11 protein-coding genes are annotated in these 18,318 nt (G+C 34.5%); 2 read left to right on the top strand and 9 right to left on the bottom strand.

Features of this window, described 5'->3' with window-relative positions; all coding sequences use genetic code 11:
• Positions 1-106 precede the first annotated feature (106 nt).
• On the bottom strand, positions 107-1,597 hold the full coding sequence (locus tag M1D66_RS22665; RefSeq protein WP_002164625.1) for a coproporphyrinogen III oxidase: 1,491 nt from the start codon (positions 1,595-1,597) through the stop codon (positions 107-109).
• 251 nt (positions 1,598-1,848) lie between these two features.
• Between M1D66_RS22665 and M1D66_RS22670 the strand changes: the two genes are divergently transcribed.
• Positions 1,849-3,552, top strand: coding sequence for an S-layer homology domain-containing protein (locus M1D66_RS22670; protein ID WP_242554841.1), 1,704 nt, complete (start codon positions 1,849-1,851; stop codon positions 3,550-3,552).
• Between the two features lie 94 nt (positions 3,553-3,646).
• Here the strand turns inward: M1D66_RS22670 and M1D66_RS22675 are convergent, their stop codons facing one another.
• Together M1D66_RS22675 and M1D66_RS22680 are read right to left on the bottom strand one after the other, a co-directional pair.
• Positions 3,647-7,591 (bottom strand): SpaA isopeptide-forming pilin-related protein, encoded by a 3,945-nt coding sequence (locus M1D66_RS22675; protein WP_242554842.1) that lies wholly within the window; start codon positions 7,589-7,591, stop codon positions 3,647-3,649.
• A gap of 394 nt (positions 7,592-7,985) precedes the next feature.
• Entirely contained in the window at positions 7,986-8,858 is an 873-nt protein-coding gene (locus M1D66_RS22680) for a Cof-type HAD-IIB family hydrolase (protein WP_000640415.1), read from the bottom strand.
• A gap of 134 nt (positions 8,859-8,992) precedes the next feature.
• Between M1D66_RS22680 and M1D66_RS22685 the strand changes: the two genes are divergently transcribed.
• Positions 8,993-9,610, top strand: a complete 618-nt coding sequence (locus M1D66_RS22685; RefSeq protein ID WP_086385377.1) for a DNA-3-methyladenine glycosylase — start codon at positions 8,993-8,995, stop codon at positions 9,608-9,610.
• Positions 9,611-9,789: 179 nt separating this feature from the next.
• Here the strand turns inward: M1D66_RS22685 and alsD are convergent, their stop codons facing one another.
• The 6 genes from alsD to M1D66_RS22715 form a co-directional block, all read right to left on the bottom strand.
• Positions 9,790-10,548, bottom strand: a complete 759-nt coding sequence (gene alsD / locus M1D66_RS22690) for an alpha-acetolactate decarboxylase (protein WP_000215024.1) — start codon at positions 10,546-10,548, stop codon at positions 9,790-9,792.
• A 16-nt stretch (positions 10,549-10,564) separates the two neighbouring features.
• Positions 10,565-12,253 (bottom strand): acetolactate synthase AlsS, encoded by a 1,689-nt coding sequence (gene alsS, locus M1D66_RS22695; protein WP_086385376.1) that lies wholly within the window; start codon positions 12,251-12,253, stop codon positions 10,565-10,567.
• 777 nt (positions 12,254-13,030) lie between these two features.
• Positions 13,031-13,687, bottom strand: a complete 657-nt coding sequence (locus M1D66_RS22700; protein ID WP_086385375.1) for a response regulator transcription factor — start codon at positions 13,685-13,687, stop codon at positions 13,031-13,033.
• A 35-nt stretch (positions 13,688-13,722) separates the two neighbouring features.
• Positions 13,723-16,026, bottom strand: a complete 2,304-nt coding sequence (locus M1D66_RS22705; protein WP_086385374.1) for an ATP-binding protein — start codon at positions 16,024-16,026, stop codon at positions 13,723-13,725.
• A 575-nt stretch (positions 16,027-16,601) separates the two neighbouring features.
• Positions 16,602-16,958, bottom strand: coding sequence for a YlbF/YmcA family competence regulator (locus M1D66_RS22710; RefSeq protein ID WP_000164614.1), 357 nt, complete (start codon positions 16,956-16,958; stop codon positions 16,602-16,604).
• A gap of 142 nt (positions 16,959-17,100) precedes the next feature.
• The gene (locus tag M1D66_RS22715) at positions 17,101-18,237 is read right to left on the bottom strand and encodes a DUF445 domain-containing protein (protein WP_025709955.1); all 1,137 of its coding nucleotides are present in this window, start codon (positions 18,235-18,237) and stop codon (positions 17,101-17,103) included.
• Positions 18,238-18,318 lie beyond the last annotated feature (81 nt).

Below are 18,318 nucleotides of genomic sequence, written 5' to 3' on the forward strand. Positions count from 1 at the left end.
CGATTTTTCAAATATATCGACTTACCGACAAAAACTGATAAGATATAATCGGACCGCCTACAGGATAAAAAAGAGGTTGTTCCGAGTCGGAACAACCTCTTTCTTCTTATGCAAATAGCTCTTCTAAAATTTTCAGTTTATCTTCTGTATATTTCACAAAGCCATCGTTATATGATTTTGGATCTTTCGGATTCGCAAAGTGCGTAATTGCTCCCGTCTTCGGGTGAACAAATTTACTTGATGCACCACAACCAAGTCCGATAATTGATTGTACTTCTTCCATAATGACAATGTTGTAAATACTTTCTTGCGTCGGCATTGCATAACCAACGTTCTCTAAGTTACCTAAAATATTCTTTTGACGATATAGGTAATATGGTACGTAATTATGCTTTTGCGTCCACTCTTCTGCTTCATGCATCATCGCTGTAATTTCTTCGCGACCTGCTACTTTATATTTACGTTTGTTTTGCGTCATTTCAGAAGCACGTTTAAATGATAACGTATGAACTGTTAATGATTCTGGCATTAACTTTTCTGTTTCATCTAACGTATGCTTGAAGATATCTAACCCTTCACCAGGAAGACCAATAATTAAGTCCATATTAATATTGTTCATTCCCATTTCACGAGCTAAATGGTATTTCTCAATTGTTTCTTCTACAGTATGATGACGTCCAATTGCTTTTAGTGTCTCTTGATGGTATGACTGCGGATTAATACTAATACGGTCAATATTCCATTTATTTAACACTTCTAGCTTTGCTGGCGTAATTGTATCTGGGCGACCTGCCTCAACTGTTACTTCACGCACATTTTTCACATCTGGGAACGCTTCATACATTTCTTCATACAGCATATCCATCTCTTCTGCTGTAATACTTGTAGGTGTACCGCCGCCGTAATAAATCGTCGTAACTTTTACACCTTTTTCTTTTAAAAACTTACCAATTTCACGAACTTCATAATGTAAACCACCTAAGAACGAATCAACAGATCCTTGGCGTCCATTAATTGCATAGGCCGGGAATGTACAATATGCACATTTCGTTGGGCAGAACGGAATACCGATATAAATACTTACTTCTTCTTTCAAACGGTATAAATCCGGAACAACTGCTAATTGGCAATCAACAATGCGCTGAAGAAGTTCAATTTTCTCTTCATGAATTAAATAACTTTCACGAAGTTCTTGATGCGCTTCTTCTTTTGACATACCATTTTGAAGCATTTTGTGAAGAAGTTTCGTCGGACGTACTCCCGTTAAAATACCCCAGCTTTGTTCAATACCAGTTAACTGCTGAAGAACAGAAAGATATACATAAGAAACAACGTGTTTCACTTGCTTCATACGCTCTTTTTCATCTGTGAAAGCAGATAAATCTTTCGAGAATGTTTCTTCATACACATTTCCTGTGCTAACATCCGTCAATTGAGCAGATGCTTTCACATTATCCTCAATGTGTATATCAACGATCAGATTTGCTTCCTCTTGTTCAAATCCAATCGTACTATCTTCAAAAAATAAGCCGCCAATATTTTGTAGCGGACGTAAAAAACGATCATCTTGTAACGTTTTAATTGAAATTAACAACATTATCACCTTTTCATTTGCAAACTCTCTTTAGTTTACTTGAAGGGCGTTTACAGGTCAATACAGAAGGTTTTACCTGTTTCTCTTACATTTTTTCAAATAATTCTTTTTATGAATATTGCTCATGTATATAGACATCATGATTTTCTCTTGTTAAAATTTATTAGTGTTAAAATCGATACATAGTGAAAATACAATATAAAAAGGAGGACTGTTAACACTAGATTCCATAATCTAATGTGTTAAAAACAAATATGAAAAAGAAATTTTATAGTGTTTTAACTCTCTCTCTTGCATTACAAACTGTTCTTGCACCTACTTATTCATTTGCAGAGAGTGCTGAAAAATCCGCCGAAGTATATACGGAGGATCAAGTTTTTAAAAGTATTAAAGAACATGTTAATGAGCATAGTACTCATGAAGAAGATATCGAGGTTACTGGCCAATTCCTACTATACACTTCAAAAAAACATTCATTATATACCGCGAATGATTTAAAAAACAAATCGAATATCGAGATTACAGAACAAGTCGTAACGGCGACAAAGAAAAAAGGAAATGCTTATTACATAACGACGTCAACTGGCGCTGGATGGATAGATAACAATGATAATAGCTTAGAAGTTCAAGAGATTCATAAACTATCTAACCAAAAATTAATCGTAAAAGAAGAAGCTTCCATACATGCACTTCCGTTCCAATCGTTTAAAGAAGAAGGAAAACTAGCGCCACAAGTCATAACTCCTACTGAACAAGCTGGAAATTGGTTTAAAGTCCAAATAAATGAAACAGCAAAATGGATTTATGCACCTTCTGCTACATTTGAAGGTACAAAAGCTTCATTATTAAAAAACAGTCGTACTGCTAAAAATAGTTTATTGAGATCGCCAGAAGCTCTACAAACAAACAATATTTATGGCGTTACATTTAAAGAAATGATTGTCCCAAAAGGAAATGACGATATTCGCCCTGGCTACCCGATGGTGCCTAAATATATTACGATTCACGAAACGGCTAATACAGCGAAGGGTGCTAATGCTCTGAATCATGCAAAATTCTTAGATAATCAAGCACGCGGAACAGCTGATCGCGCTGCATCTTGGCATTTCACAGTAGATGATAAAGAAATTTATCAACATCTTCCAGTAAATGAAGTTGGATGGCATGCTGGAAATAAAACTGGAAACTATGAATCTATCGGAATTGAAATTGCCGTTAATCAAGATGGAAACTATGAAAAAGCGGTAGAAAATGCACGTAAATTGGCAGCTTATTTAATGAACGACTTAAATATTTCTCTAGATAAGGTCCAAAAACACCAATTTTGGTCAGGAAAAAACTGCCCTGCGTTTATGATTCAACGCGGACAATGGGATGCTTTCTTAAAAGGAACTGAAACATACTATAAGGAAAACCAAAAAAATCCCGTAACTGATGACATTACAGGTGGATGGTATGAACAAGACATTCGTCAATTAGCAGCTAGAGGCATTATGCAAGGAGAAGGGAACGGCAAGTACTTCCCAGAACGTCTTGTAACGCGCGCTGAATTTGCTACATTAATTACTCGTGCTTTACAATTACCAAGTGGAAATGCTAATTTCACAGACTTAGAACAAGTACACCCATCTTTAAGAGACGGTATTAATCGTGCAGCAAGCGCAGGCATAATCCGCGGACGTGGTGATAATACATTTGATCCAAATACTACAATTACACGCGAAGAAGCTGTTATTATGATCGATCGTTCTCTAAAACACGCTGGTATTTTTGCAAAACAAGTTGAACTACCATTCGTAGACCAAAACTTAATTTACGCTAAAGAAGAAGTACAAAGAGTGTATGGATATGGAATTGTAAAAGGTAATGAATTTAATCAATTCGTACCAAAAGGACCATCACAACGTGCTCACGCAGCTGCATTTATAAACAGAATGCTTAGCGTAATTGAAGCTTAACATATTTATCATTCCATATAGATATTTTCATTTTATCTGTATTCACTTAAAAGGCATCAGAGATTATATATCTCTGATGCCTTTTATACATTCGTTAACTATTTTTAGCCATGAATCTTAAACGTATTCCTAGTAACAGAAGCATAAAACCGATGAATGGAACGTAATTCGTATTGTGTCCTGTAGCTGGGAGTTGTTGATTATTAGAAGAACCTTGTCCTTGTTCTGGTAAATTAGGTTTTTCTACTCCCTCACCTGGTTTTTCTACTCCCTCACCTGGCTTTTCTGTTCCTTCACCTGGCTTCTCTGTTCCTTCACCTGGTTTTCCTGTTCCTTCACCTGGTTTTCCTGTTCCTTCACCTGGTTTTCCTGTTCCTTCACCTGGTTTTCCTGTTCCTTCACCTGGTTTTCCTGTTCCTTCACCTGGTTTTCCTGTTCCTTCACCTGGTTTTCCTGTTCCTTCACCTGGTTTTCCTGTTCCTTCATCAGGCTTCTCTGTTCCTTCACCTGGTTTTTCCGGATCTTTATCTGTATCTTTTTTATTTGTAATTTGAAGCTTTACAACTTCAATTTTTTCATTAGAAATCGTAAATTTCATTTCCTTATCGGATAAAGTATATCCTTCTGGCGCTTGGATTTCTTTTAAAGTGTAATCTCCTGGTTCTAACTTCTTAGAAGTCGCTTTACCGCTCTTATTTGTTGTTAATGTGTCGATTTTTATTCCGTCTTTCCAAATTTCAAACACTGCGCCTGCTAATGTTTTATTTGTATTATTAGTATCTACCTTTGTAATTTCTAATTGACCTGTAATTTCTTCTTTTACTTTTTCATTCATAACTTCTTGTTTTACTACTTCGTTCGCTACAACATTTACTTCTACTGTTACTTCTAACGCCTTATAACCTTCCGGCGCTTTCGTTTCTTCTAACGTATACTTTCCTGGCACTAAGCTTTCGAATTTCACAACGCCGTCTTTATTCGTTGTTTTCGCTTCTCCAACTACTTGATCAGCTTCGTTCTTTAATTTAAATTCCGCACCTGCTAGAACTTTTCCACTCTCTGCATCCTTTTTGATTACTTGTAAGCTTCCTAGTTCTTTTGCGTTTTCTATTTGTACTTCTACTACTTTGTCTGCTTCCACAACGACTTCAATTTCTTCTTTTAACAACTTATATCCTTGTGGTGCTTTCGTTTCTTTTAATTTGTATGTTCCTGGCTCTAATTTCTGAGAAATTACTTTACCAGTTTTATCTGTTCGTAACGTATCTACTTTTTTACCATCCTTATACACTTCGAATTCTGCATCTGATAATACTTTCGTTTTATCTTCCGCATCTACTTTTACAATTTCGAATTGACCAAGGCTCTTACCGTTCGTTACTTTTACATCAATAACTTTTTCACCGTCAACTGTTACATGAATTATTTGTTTTGTTAACTCATAACCTTCTGGTGCTTTTGTTTCTTCTAACGTATATTCACCTGGCACAAGTCCGTCTACTTTAACCGTTCCAGACTTATCTGTTGTAATTCCTTCTTTTACAACATTTCCTTTCGCATCTTTCAATGTAAATTCTGCGCCTACTAAGCGTTTCGTTTGATCTTTATCATCCATTTTAATAATTTGTAGAGAACCTAAGATTTTTTCGTTTTCTGCCTCTACTTTTACTACTTCTTTCTCATTTTGAATTGTTACTTTCCATTCTTTATTTGAAAGTTTGTAGCCCGCTGGTGCTTTCGTTTCTTTCACTGTGTATTCACCTAGCGGTAATTTCGGTGACATCACTTTTCCACTCTCATCTGTTTTCAGTTCCGCTACCTTTTTACCATCTTTATACACTTCGAATTCTGCACCTGATAACAATTTCGTTTTATCATTCGCATCTACTTTCACGATTTCGAATTGACCCATTACTTTTTCATTCATGACTTCTTGTTTTACTACTTCGTTCGCTACAACGTTCACTTCTACTGTCACTTCTAGCGCTTTATAACCTTCCGGCGCTTTCGTTTCCTCTAACGTGTACTTTCCTGGCACTAAGCTTTCGAATTTCACAACACCGTCTTTATTCGTTGTTTTCGCTTCTCCAACTACTTGACCAGCTTCATTTTTCAGTTTAAATTCTGCACCTGCTAGAACTTTTCCACTCTCCGAATCCTTTTTGATTACTTGTAAGCTTCCTAGTTCTTTTGCGTTTTCTACTTGTACTTCTACTACTTTGTTTGCTTCCACAACGACTTCAATTTCTTCTTTTAGCAATTTATATCCTTGTGGTGCTTTCGTTTCTTTTAATGTGTATGTTCCTGGTTCTAATTTCTGAGAAATTACTTTACCAGTTTTATCTGTTCGTAACGTATCTACTTTCTTGCTGTCTTTATACACTTCGAATTCTGCGTCTGATAATACTTTCGTTTTATCTTCCGCATCTACTTTCACAATTTCGAATTGACCTGTTACTTTTTCGGGGATCTTTTTATTCACCACATCTACAGTCACTACTTTATTAGCCTTTACATCAACAGAAACTGAACTAGATGATAATTCATATCCTTTCGGTGCTTCTACTTCTTTTAATGTATAGCTTCCAACTGGAAGTTGTTTCGATAAGGCTTCGCCTTTATCACCTGTAACAATTGTTTCCACAACATTACCATCTTTATCGATAACATCAAATTTTGCACCTGGCAGAAGTTGACCAGATTCACTATCTTTTTTCAATAATTTAAATTGGCCATTCTCTACTTTTTTCGTATTCTTCATAACAAGTTCAATTACGTTTGTATTATCAATTGTTACTTTGACTGGTGTATCAACTTTTATATATCCTTCTGGTGCATTTATTTCTTTTACAAAATAGTCACCAAGTGTTAAATCTTTAACTTCCGCAATACCCTTTTCGTTTGTTGTAACAGTAGTCACAACGTTATTATCTTTGTCTATAACATCAAATTTTGCGTCTTTTAAAACAATATTTTCATCGTTTTCATCAACTTTTTTAATTTGTAAATGTCCTTTTTCAGCTGCTGGTTTATTCCATTTTGGCCAGTTAAATTTAAAGTTATGAACCTCAAAACCATCTCTTTGGTGTAATCCTCCAACATAGGCTTGTCCATTAATAGAACCACCTTTTGTTTCTACAACTGCATTAGGTGCAAACACACTACCTACTACACCATAACCTTTAGTTGTTATCTTTGTAGCATTAGGAAATACCCAAATTACCTTACTAGCTAACTCAGTAAAAGATGAATTAGGGTCATATGCTTGAGATGTATTAATTAAATCCGTCGCCATCCCAGTATTTCTTGTATCATACAAAATTGCACCGCCACCAAAACTCACTTCTTCTGCATCTGAATAAATAACAATAAAATCTTTATTCTCTACATTCGGAAGAAAAACGTCTTTTACATCGAATGCTTTCTTTCCCGTCTGACCTGAAGAGACATAAATATTAGGGTTGTTTGCATCTTCACCGATTCCAAAGCTCATATTAGGTTTTGGCTTATCAGTGTGTAGTTTACTTGCATCCCCAATTACACCATCAACGTCTTTTCTAAATTCTTTAAACTTAGCATCAATCTCCGCTTGCTCTTTATAAGAGATACGGTCATACGATGTTTTCATTGCGCCATCTGGGTCACCGTCTTTTGTCATCGCCACTGTTCCATCTTGAATAATTACCTGTCCTGCTCCAGCTTTCGTAAATTGACCGCCTAGTAATAATGATGGATATCCTTCATCTACCCAAGTTGCTCCAGCTAAGTTATTTGCTCCAGTTGCAGCCGCTACGACTGTATAACTTGATGCGTTCATATTTTTCTGAACAGCCATCGCACCTTCAATATCCGCACTCGTTGCACTATGATCTCCAAAAATGATGGCGTTGTAATAAGATACATCACCTAAACCTTTTAATTCTGTTGTAGCTGCCTCTGCTTTAAATGGTAAATGGATTAAAAAATTCATACATATTAGTAATACAACTATTAAACTACTACTTAACTTTTTAATTTTTTGATTAAATGATTTCCTCAAGAAATTCATTCCCCCTTTTAAACTTCCTAAAACCACAAAAAGAAGTACATTTCATATGTACCAGGTCTTACTCACATTAACTTAAAATAATCCATTTAAATACAACAAAGGAACGCTACAACTACTTAATAAAATTACTACAATTCATTTTTGAAATAATACGTGAACTAAACTGTCATGCGGAAATACTTTTACGTATGGGAGCCCAATAAAATTAATCTGAAGAATATTTCATGTGGTGTAACTATTTTGACAACATCATCCACTTTACATTAGTTTTCTGAAGGATTCAAGTGAATTGTATGAATCCCATACACAATTCACAATTTAAAACGTTTCCATTCCTTTTAATAAGCTCAACAAAAAAACGTAGCCAAAAAGCTACGTTTTTCTTTCATCGTTTCGGTGTATTTTTATGATTCTTCAAAAACGGAAGCGGGAATTGCTTACGGAAATGCTCTTTAATCATATACTCTACACCGTTTTCGCTATTTGAACGTGTAATCCAATCTGCTGCTTGCTTTAATTCTACAGGCGAGTTCCCCATCGCTACCCCAAGTCCCACGTTTTCAATAACCTCTAAATCTTCCATACTATCTCCAATCGCAACCATTTCATTTAGCGAAATATTTAAATGCTCTCCAAGCAATTGTAATCCACGTAATTTTGATACATTTTGCGGTAAAATTTCTATTCGTTTTGAATCACATTCAACATACTCTACATCTTGGAACGCTTTTCTTAATGTGTTCAGTCCTCTTTCTTTTTCACCTTTACTTTGGAAAATAACATCAATTTTTGGCGCTGCTACCGGATGGTCACGAAGCGCGTCACCTAACGAATCTACAAATTGAACTGGATAAAATAACGGATCTGCGCTTGATAATACAGTGCGCGCAATTAAGTTTGGTGTATTTCTCTCACGATTTCCTATCGAAAACCGTTCATGAGAAATGCGTACGTTACAATCAAAGTGCTCTAACACTTGCACAATGTTAAAAGTCTTCTCTTCAGATAATCTTCTTTGAACGTACGGCTTATCTAACGTTGCTGAAACGAAAGCACCACCATGTGTCACTAATATAGAATCTAATTTTAACGCCTTTGCTACTTTATGAGCGGATTGAAAATTACGACTCGTAAATAATGTAACGTATACATCTTTTCTTTTCACAAATTCAATTGTTTCTCTTAATCCTTTTGCAATTTTTCCATTGTTGTATAGTAGTGTCCCATCTATATTAAGAGCTAGTAAGCGATAAATCATGTCGCACTCCCCCTCTTCGCTGTTGTACTCTATCCATAATTTATGAAATAAATGTAGCAAATAGAACGAGTTAGAATTACTACTGAAAATTTGGTTTACTATATACATATACACTTAGCAAAGGAGATAGTACAATGCAGGCACCTCCTTCTTTTTATGAAGGCGATACGTTAGAAGTCGCAAAAAAATTACTCGGGCAAAAACTTGTTCATATTGTAGACGGAATAAAGCGAAGCGGAATCATTGTAGAAGTAGAAGCATATAAAGGCCCGGATGATAAGGCCGCACATAGTTACGGAGGCAGACGGACAGATCGCACAGAAGTTATGTTTGGTGCACCAGGGCATGCTTACGTATATTTAATTTACGGTATGTATCATTGCTTTAACGTTATTACAGCGCCAGTGGGCACCCCGCAAGGTGTTCTCATTCGAGCCCTTGAGCCAGTAGATGGAATAGCAGAAATAAAACTAGCGCGCTACAATAAGACCGAAATTACAAAAGCGCAATATAAAAACTTAACAAACGGTCCTGGCAAACTATGCCGTGCACTCGGAATTACTTTAAAAGAACGCGGCGTATCGTTACAAAATGATACGTTACATATTGAATTAGTTCCAAAAGAAGAACACATATCATCACAATATAATATAACAGCAGGACCTCGTATTAATATCGACTATGCAGAAGAAGCTGTACATTATCCGTGGCGTTTTTATTATGAGGGGCATCCGTTTGTTTCAAAAAAATAAGCGATATCAACGATTTTTCAAATATATCTATCGTAAATTACAATATATCAACGATTTTTCGAATATATCTATCGTAACTTACAATATATCAACGGTTCGACAAGAAATATCGATTTATCGACAAATAATAACATTACGAATAAAAGAAGACTGTTCCAAAATGGAACAGTCTTTCCCTCTTACTCTGCACCTTCCGCAGTTGCAATATTATCCTCTAAATTTTCTCTTGATAATTCAGCCGCCATAAAATCAGCTGTTTCTGGAAGTGCTAAATGCATATGAGCTTTTTGACAAATTTGGATCGTACAGTTTTCTATAACATAGTCGAAAACATGTCCGCCCCCGCTTCTTTCATCATCAATGTAATGTAAGTGGAATCCAGCTACCCCAATACCTTGTGCGTAATCTGGTGTCCAAAATCCAGCAAGCGTACCTTCTGTATTTTCAAATGAAAAGATTGGTTGTGATTTCGTCACTTCAACGAGCGGTGTATACGGTTTTTCTTGTCTTGGAACAGTTCTCGTCCTTACTTCACGGAACGTACCGTCCATTCGAATACCGTAAAACAAGTTTTTACTTGGCATTAATTCATGTAATAACGCTTCAACTTCTTCACGATTCATCGGACGCTCTACCGTATAACTCATTTCTTTTTCAAAAAACGTTACAGTCGCAAATGGCGTTGTTTCTTCTGGCTCTACTTTTTCTGCTGAACCGTCTGAACGTAAATGATAAAATTCATTATCAAATGCAATCATTTCACCATCTAATTGATCAAATGTGCCGATGCCGAAATCACCATGTTTTTTCAAATCTTCAAAGCTAATTACACCATCATATATACCATCTAATAGCGCAAGCATTGTAGATGTTTGATATACTTCATTACTCGTTTTCGTTTTTTTCGCATCAATATCAATTAATTGCGCAACAGTCATCTCAAATCTGCCTCCATTAGTTTAATTGGTTTGGTAATAATTTTTCGCTTAATTTAATGTTGTCACGATAGTCAATTGGAATATCAATAATGACAGGACCATCTGCTGCTAGCGCGGATTTTAACACACCTTCTAATTCATCAGGCGTGTTAACACGAAGACCTAACGCCCCGAAACTTTCCGCATATTTCACAAGATCAACATCGCCAAACTCTGTAGCGGATGTTCTGCCGTATTTCATCATTTGTTGGAATGCAACCATATCATATGTGCCGTCTCTCCAAACAAGATGGACGATTGGAGAATTTAAACGTACCGCCGTTTCTAACTCCATCGCTGAGAATAAGAAACCACCGTCACCTGATACGGAAACTACTTTTTTACCTGGTTCTACTAAAGTAGCTGCGATTGCCCAAGGAAGTGCAACACCTAACGTTTGCATGCCGTTACTAAATAATAATCTACGTGGTTCATAAGAACGGAAACATCTCGCCATCCAAATAGAATGGGAACCGATGTCACATGTAACAGTTGTATCGTCACTAATTAAAGAACGAAGTGTACGAATCACTTGAAGTGGATGCGTAACACCTTCTGAAGGACGATTTGGAACTTCTGCTTGTTCTGATAATTTTGCGCGTAATCGTTCTAATACCGCTTCTGATTTCGTACTTAATACAAGTTTCGGTAATTTCTCCGCGATGCTATTTACCGTTAAGGCAATATCACCAATTAATTCACGCTCTGGTTGGTAATCATGGTCGATATCTGCTTGATGGTCGTCAAGATGAATAATCGTTCTGTCGCCAAGTTTATTCCAGAACTTTGGATCATACTCGATTGGATCATAACCGATAGAAATCACAAGGTCTGCTTCTTCTAGTAAAATATCACCTGGTTGGTTACGGAATAATCCAACGCGGCCGAAGAAATGATCTTCTAACTCACGTGAAATCGCACCAGCTGCTTGATATGTTTCAACGACAGGAAGTTCTGTATCCGCAATTAATTTACGAACAGCTTTCGTCACTTCATTTGTGCTCGCTCTCATACCGAGTAAAATAACTGGTAATTTCGCTGATTTTATTTTGTCTACTACATATGTAATATCATTTGTGGGAGCGATTCCAAGCTGTGGCTTAGAAAGCGCACCGATAGACTCTACAGTTGTTTCCGCAGTCATAACGTCTTGCGGAAGACTTACTAAAGTAGCTCCCGGATTTGTGGAAGTCGCACTTCGAAATGCATTACTAAGTGCTTCTGGCACATTATCAGGATGCTCTACTTCTACGCTATATTTTGTGATTGGTTCGAATAGTGCAGCATTATCCATAGATTGATGTGTACGTTTTAATCGATCCGTACGCGGTACTGCACCAGCTAAAGCAACAACGGGATCACTCTCCGCATTCGCAGTAACAAGACCTGTCGCTAAATTTGATGTCCCTGGCCCTGAAGTTACAAGACATACGCCCGGTTTCCCTGTTAATCTACCAATAGCAGCTGCCATAAATGCTGCATTTTGTTCATGACGACAAACAATTAACTCTGGTCCTCTTTCTTGCAATACATCAAATACAGAGTCAATCTTTGCTCCTGGAATACCGAAAACATGTGTAACACCTTGTTTAATTAAACAATCAACAACAAGATCTGCTCCTTTTGTTTTTGTCTTCACGTCGTTTGCATTTACACCTGTACTCAAACTAATCATTCCTTTGTTTCATAATGTGTGTAATAAAGATTTTAATTTCACCTAGTTAATTAAGCTGGTGAAGTATCTTTATCATTATATTACAAATGCATTATTTTTCCAACAATATGAATTCGAAATTATTTTGACAAGATTTAAAGAATGCGCTTACAACCTTTTGTTTATCTTAAAATAACATTTTTATATCTCTTCTAAAAATGTACAAAAATACTTCCACCTATTCACATTATTAATAATTTTATAGTACCTTGCTATTAGTATACCCCTTTCAAAATAACCAATAAGAAATGGCTATTTTGAAAGGGAGTTTTAATGTCTGAGGATGCACTTCATCCGTTTCCTATAAAAAAAAAGCCTCCTTAAAGGAGGCCCAAGCAAAAACAACAAACGCAAAATAACAACAAATAATAGACGATAAAATCACTATATTGACAAAGTATAGGATTTTTATCAATTGGAGTAACTCAACCCTAAATTACTCTTTTAACAATGCAATACTAATAACTGATTACAGCAATTTTTTACCGTGTCTTAAAATAATTGACTGTCTTTCAAATAATTATATTTATATTAATTGTTATTAATTAGTATATACTTGAATACGACTATACATCCTAATAAAAGGCAATATATTAAGCTGTTAGTCCTCGCGAGTTTATTTTGCCTTTAATGTAACTATACTATATTCTTCCATTTATATCACCGAACATTCCTCTCGTATTCACGCATTTTTCTTGCGTGAATACCGCAACTTAATAAAGAGCTACATTAAAAATTTATAGTTGGAATAAACCATAGTTCTTTCGCCTTTTGTACTGCTTCCATTCTTGATGAAACTTGTAACTTATGAAATATGTCGGTCAATTTATATTCTACCGATCTTTGACTTAAGTTTAATATTTCGGCAAGCTCTCTATTTGTTTTTCCTTTACCAACTTCAACTAGAATCATCTTCTCTTCATCATTTAAAGAAATTATATTTTTCATTTCGCCTTCTACATTTATATTAGATGCATTTTCTACTATCCTTAACTGTCTTACAAGTTGATGAGAAAGAACTACTTCTTTTTTCACTGCATGGCGGATTGCGTTTACCACTTCTTTCTCAGAAGAAGTTTTACTTAATACACCAAGTACTCCGTTATCTATTAATAAATTATAATGTGCAAGCACATCAAATCCTGTAAAAATAAGAATAGCTGCTTCTGGTTGCACACTAAGTATATATTTAGAAAGCTCTAAACCATTTATTTTTGGCATTTGTAAATCTATTAAATATACATCATACTGTTTATTATGCATAACTTCTCTTATTTCTTTACTATCATGGAAAACATCAGCCTCTATATCATCATATCTTTCAATTAATGCTTTAGTCCCTAGGCCAACTGCAACGTGATCATCTACAACAAGAACAGAAATCATTTTTTCATCCCTTCCACATCTAAAGATTGAATCAATTAATCAATTTTCATACTAACTTTAATCTTTAATCCATTATTCACCTTTGAATCTATTGATATTTCTCCACCTAAACTATGAATTCTAGCTACAATCCCGGATAAACCTAAACTACTATAAGAATGATTTAACTCGTCTAAATCTATCCCCATTCCTATCCCATCATCATCATAAATTAAATTCAAATATCCATTTTGCTCATATAATCGAATTGTAACTTTAGAAGCTTTTGAATGCTTTAGTGCATTATTTAATAACTCCTGAATAATTCTATAAATTGCTTGTTCATATTCTACATTAGGTAGAATAATATTATCTTGAATTTCATAATAGAAGAAAAATGTAGCTTTAAGATTTACTTGTTTAAATAAATCTAATAATGCTTTTTTCAAACCTAATTCATATAGAAATGGAGGACGTAAGTTATTACATGTTTCACGAATGACATAAATATGATCTAAGACATCTTCATATACTTCGTTAATTATTTTTTTCATATCGACATCTGGAATATCTTTATGATATTCCTCTAATTTCCTAGACAAGCGTATTTGGTCTTGTAATACACCATCATGAATATCACTCGCCAAATTTGTCCGCTCTTTTTCAGACAAATTAAATAGTAACTTTGAAAGCCAAATTGGAGGCTGTTTCGGTTCATTTATCGTTTGCAACTGATTCACTAATTCTTCCACTTGATATGAGCATTCTAATAATAAATCAGCATAACTACACAATGTCTCTAACCATCCAATTTCTTGAATGTTCAAACCTCTCCTATTATTAGATTTACATAACAATATAATCATTGTTTTTGCTGAAATGGACAAAACAAACACAAAATGATCTTCTAATTGTATAATGGAACCAACAGTATATGTCTCTAACTGATATCCATTCAATTGCTTTAGCACATCTTCAGAAACATATCCATCCCCAATAATTTGGAGCGAATTATCCCCTTTACTCACTTCAATACAGCATATTTCTTCTATTCTTAATACATCATTGATTTCTCTCTTTATGCTAACAATTAAGTTTGAAAACTTATATTCATTTTTTGCCTGATGTAAAAATCTATGTAAACTAAACTGATAATTTTTCTGAGAATGATATAATTTTTTCCTTAATTTAAAATCCAAATAATCCTTTATAAAGCAAGAAAGCATTAACGAAACAAACAAGATACCAGCAAATCGAATAACATCTAATATGTTATCGCTAGTATTGTGGAAAATTAAAATCCCTAGTATAACGATGAAACCCGTTAGACATATCGACAGTAAAGCATAATATTGAACTCTATGAATAACAAAATTATAATCAAATATTTTCCCTTCAATAATCATATAAAAAATACAAATTGGAACCAATAAAAAAAAGATCGCTGTCGTCTCGACACTTATTATTTCTTTGTAATTTATCAAATTAGGAATTAAAAATAAGAATATAAATGGCATGGCTGATATGATTGTGCTCATAATAATAACTCTTATAAACTTAAAATAATAACTTTTTCTACTTTTAAAATAAAATCTAAACAATACATATACTGTTAATAAAAACAAAACAGAACTTAACAATATAATATAACTCGTCGATAAATCATTATATTTTAAATAAATAAAAATGGTTAAACAAACTAAAATAAACGCTATTATATTTATGTAGATTAATTTTGTTTTTGTTATAAACCTTATCTTCAAGTTTTTCGTAAACATGTCCATAAATTTTATAAAAAAGACAACTGAGTACGTTAAAGAAATAGCAACTACAATATACGCTATTGAATCTTTTCGTAACCCCGCCATAATACTAATGTAACTCATTCCTAAACAATGCAGAAAATAGATTAAATCTTTCGTTCCTGCATTCAAGTATGGAGCACGTATTAAAATATATGTAGCCACAAAAAAACACGTTAGATAAAACACAGTTGGTAAAAAAAGATGATAAACCAATTGCTTATCGTACGGATTATACTCTACTTTATATTCTTCTATTGTTCCCCCTTTCTTCATTGTAATTTTCTTTACCCTTTCAGTAGCACCATATAATGAAATATTAGAGTTATCATCAGGGAGAATCCCATCTATTTTTTCAATAATATCCCCGACTGCTAGATCTTGTTCTGCTGCCCAGCTATTTTTCACAATATTATTAATCACCAAATTATTTTCTTGATGCTCTATCTCAATCCCTACCCTAGGATATAACATAATTTCGATTGCAAAATAACTAAATAAACTAAGCGATAGTAACGTTACAATCAATTGATATTCATACTTAAATACTCGAATCACTTTTGTACAAAACTCCTTTTTAACTACAGCAATAACTCCATTTTCTACATTTTGTCATCATAAATTAAAGCATACACATTTCATTTAACGGTTATAAGCACAAAAATATAGTTATCCTCTAATATAGAATAACTTTCACATTATCATTCACATTTGTTAGATAGAATTCATCATTCATTTTATAAATCTCTACTTTGTTAGTTTTAATACTAATAGTATTTATCCTAATTTCCGACTCATTTATAAGTAAAATTCCTACTAGCTCAGAATTTTGATAAAAAATCACTTTCCATCATCACATGTACCAACTTTTTTAATGCTATTTCATATTTAAAATGATTTAACTCGATACAATGCCTCACAGTTCACCTTCCTCCTTGTCCTAATATGTAATTTTAAAGAAAAACCTTAGTTAATACTAATGAAAGTTTATTCGTATTTCATCAAAAATTGATTGCGCTTTATCGAACATGAAATATACGGATATATAATATAAAACGTACAATTTCCCTTATTCCAAATATAAGCCTTTTTCTACAACAAAAAAGACGCCCCTATAGGAGCGTCTTCCACTATTACGCTTGTTGTTGCGCGCTATATAATTCTTCAAGTGGCTTCATGATAATTTTGTTAACGTCACCGATTACAACGTTTAGGCGTTGCTCAGTTTCCATTAATTTTGTAATTTTAGCATCTTGTTGAATGCGAGCTACAACTTCTTGTGCTTGTTGGTTGTCTTCTTCAGTGATTTCTTGGCCTTGCATCATTTTCTGTTGTAGGCTAAGTTGCATTGTACGGAACTCATCGAATAAGTTCTTTGAAGCTGTGTCAGCTTGAACTGCTGCGTAGCTCTCTTTTAAAGTTTTGAAGTCTTCGTTTTCAGCGATTGCTTTTTGTAATTCATATGCAACATCATGAATGTTCTTTGTCATTTTATTTTTCCTCCTTTAGAAGGCTAGCGCTTTTCACTCGCACTGCCTTTTACGTGCATTTACATACGCACCTCTTCTTACCATATCAAACTATGCAAGAGATGTGAAGAAATTTCACTTTTATTTCTATGTACTCACCTTATTATCTAAGAAACAATAGTAACAATCCTTGTACGAGCCCAATCATTCCGCCTAATAACGCTCCTAAATACGTAATCATTTTCAATTCGTTTTTCGTAATAGACAGAACTAAGTCTTCTAATCTTTCTGTTGAGAATGTAGATACTTCTTGCTGGACAATTTCCGCAAGGTGTAGATTATTTAGTATACTCTCCACATTTTCTGTTCCCCACTTTAAGCCTTTCGCTACTGCACTTGGAACCACTTTTTCAATAATTGTTTCTCGAACTGGTTCACATACCTGCTGAACAGATTGATTTAAAAACTTACTCACTGTTTCCTCTACTTTAACTGCTGACAGCACGGAGCTTACAATCATTTCTTTCTCTACAAATGCTTCTAATTCTTTTACATCTCTTCCTTTTAACTTTTCCCACTCTTTTTGTAGTACGTCAGTTAAAAGCTGCTTTGTAGCATCTTGCCCTAAAAACTTAATAACTTCTGGCTGCACACGATCCACAACACTTACATTTCCTAAAAACATTCCGACTAAGTTAAGTAGCGTTCCGCGAGAAGCAAAAAAATCATCAATCATTTTTGAAAGACGCGCTTTCCCTTCTTCACTTTCAAAAAAGCTAATTCCTCGCTCTAAAATAAACGCAGAGGCATTCGGAATCGCATTCTCTATCTTTTCATGTACAGAATGAGGTAAAGCCTGTTCCCATGTATATGTATAATACTCTGCTAAAAATGCATGAATTTTTTCTGTAATCACATATTCGATTTTTCGAGTCGCTTCTTCTTCTACATGCGCTACATTCCATTTTTCTAACATATATCGCAGTGATTGTTCATTCGTAATTACTTTATCCACTTCCACTTGCGCCCAGTGGATTAAACCTTTTTGAAACTCTTCATTTGTTAGCTTTTTTCCGATTCCTTCTGGTGTTAACAAATGTTCTACAACCATTTTTCCTAATTGAACAGCAAGTTCATCACGACGCTTCGGAATTAACCCTGGTGTAAATGGAACTTGAAACTTTCCGATATAAATAGGACGATGAGGACGAAATAACATTTTTATCGCTAAATGATTCGTGTATCCCCCAATAATTGCTCCGAGTCCTGTCGTCGTTAACATATTTAACCATATATTCATTACAATCAACCTTTCACTTCTCCAAAACTATAGCATATCATCATACGGACAAAAGTATAATGGTATAAAAACGTATTTGCA

This window comes from Bacillus sp. PK6-16 (assembly GCF_056530295.1).

Coding starts and splice junctions, on each gene's coding strand:
- M1D66_RS22670 (WP_242554841.1), top strand. CDS start 1,849: ATGAAAAAGAAATTTTATAGTGTTTTAACTCTCTCTCTTGCATTACAA.
- M1D66_RS22715 (WP_025709955.1), bottom strand. CDS start 18,237: ATGAATATATGGTTAAATATGTTAACGACGACAGGACTCGGAGCAATT.
- M1D66_RS22710 (WP_000164614.1), bottom strand. CDS start 16,958: ATGACAAAGAACATTCATGATGTTGCATATGAATTACAAAAAGCAATC.
- M1D66_RS22680 (WP_000640415.1), bottom strand. CDS start 8,858: ATGATTTATCGCTTACTAGCTCTTAATATAGATGGGACACTACTATAC.
- M1D66_RS22700 (WP_086385375.1), bottom strand. CDS start 13,687: ATGATTTCTGTTCTTGTTGTAGATGATCACGTTGCAGTTGGCCTAGGG.
- M1D66_RS22665 (WP_002164625.1), bottom strand. CDS start 1,597: ATGTTGTTAATTTCAATTAAAACGTTACAAGATGATCGTTTTTTACGT.
- alsD (WP_000215024.1), bottom strand. CDS start 10,548: ATGACTGTTGCGCAATTAATTGATATTGATGCGAAAAAAACGAAAACG.
- M1D66_RS22685 (WP_086385377.1), top strand. CDS start 8,993: ATGCAGGCACCTCCTTCTTTTTATGAAGGCGATACGTTAGAAGTCGCA.